We start from the raw sequence: 795 nt of genomic DNA, 5'->3' as shown, positions 1-795 counted from the left end.
GCTGTCTCTTTTTTGTGGCTGTCTTGCCTGGCTTCTGAAGCAAGATGCGTTTTGTTGTCCAGTTGACCTGGCCACGTGTCAGATTCTCGATAGAGCCACGTCTTGCACCTGTATAGTACAACAATTGCACAAAATAAGACATTTCCCCCTCGGCAAGAGTGAATATTTCCAGCAATTCGTCCTCCGTATAGTACGGGGCCTCGTCATCTTGGCCGAGTGTCTTCATGGGCGGCGCGTCCACACTGACCGCTGCCGCACCTTCGCGCTTCATCCATAGTGCGTGGTTTGCAGCCGCGACAAGCACATTGAGCTCCCGGCGGACAGTGGTCGGGGCCACTGCTTTGATCTTGCGACGCTTCCCGCCGCCGATCAAACCATTGACCCGTGCGGACACGTATTCGCGGCTCAACGGAACGCCTACCTCGGAAAGCTGGTACTCGCCGAAAAACTCCTTGAGCCATCGAATAGCTTGCTCCTGTCGCCGTGGCGCTGCGCACTTCTCTTTGACGTGTTCGTCGAAATAGTCGTCAAGCGCCTGCGAGACGGTCAGCCCTTTTTCGCGCTTCTGTCGGAGCTCGCGCCCGTGCAGCAGGAACTCCGCAAACCGAGTCTCTGCTTCAGCACTGTCAGCCGTACGAAGACTGATGCGTTCTGTTTGTCTTGTGCTTTCGTTGTACCAGTGCGCGTAAAAGACGCCGTTACGGGGCGCGATCCACGGGGTTGTTCGCTTTGGTCTCGCCATTTCACCCATCTTCTCCTTTCAGAAGTGCCAGAATCTTGACAGCCGTCGTCCAC

At 56.0% G+C, this 795-nt stretch carries 1 protein-coding gene; it reads right to left on the bottom strand.

Annotation, left to right across the window (positions count from 1 at the left end):
• The coding region (locus ACTJKP_RS27020; protein WP_440632853.1) for a hypothetical protein at nucleotides 1-751 on the bottom strand (751 nt) is incomplete at its 3' end.
• Nucleotides 752-795: the final 44 nt, after the last annotated feature.

Source organism: Brucella sp. 22210, assembly GCF_052045675.1.
Taxonomy (GTDB): domain Bacteria; phylum Pseudomonadota; class Alphaproteobacteria; order Rhizobiales; family Rhizobiaceae; genus Brucella.
The sequence above is the reverse complement of the archived record's forward strand: the minus strand, read 5'-3'. Positions and strand labels throughout refer to the sequence as shown.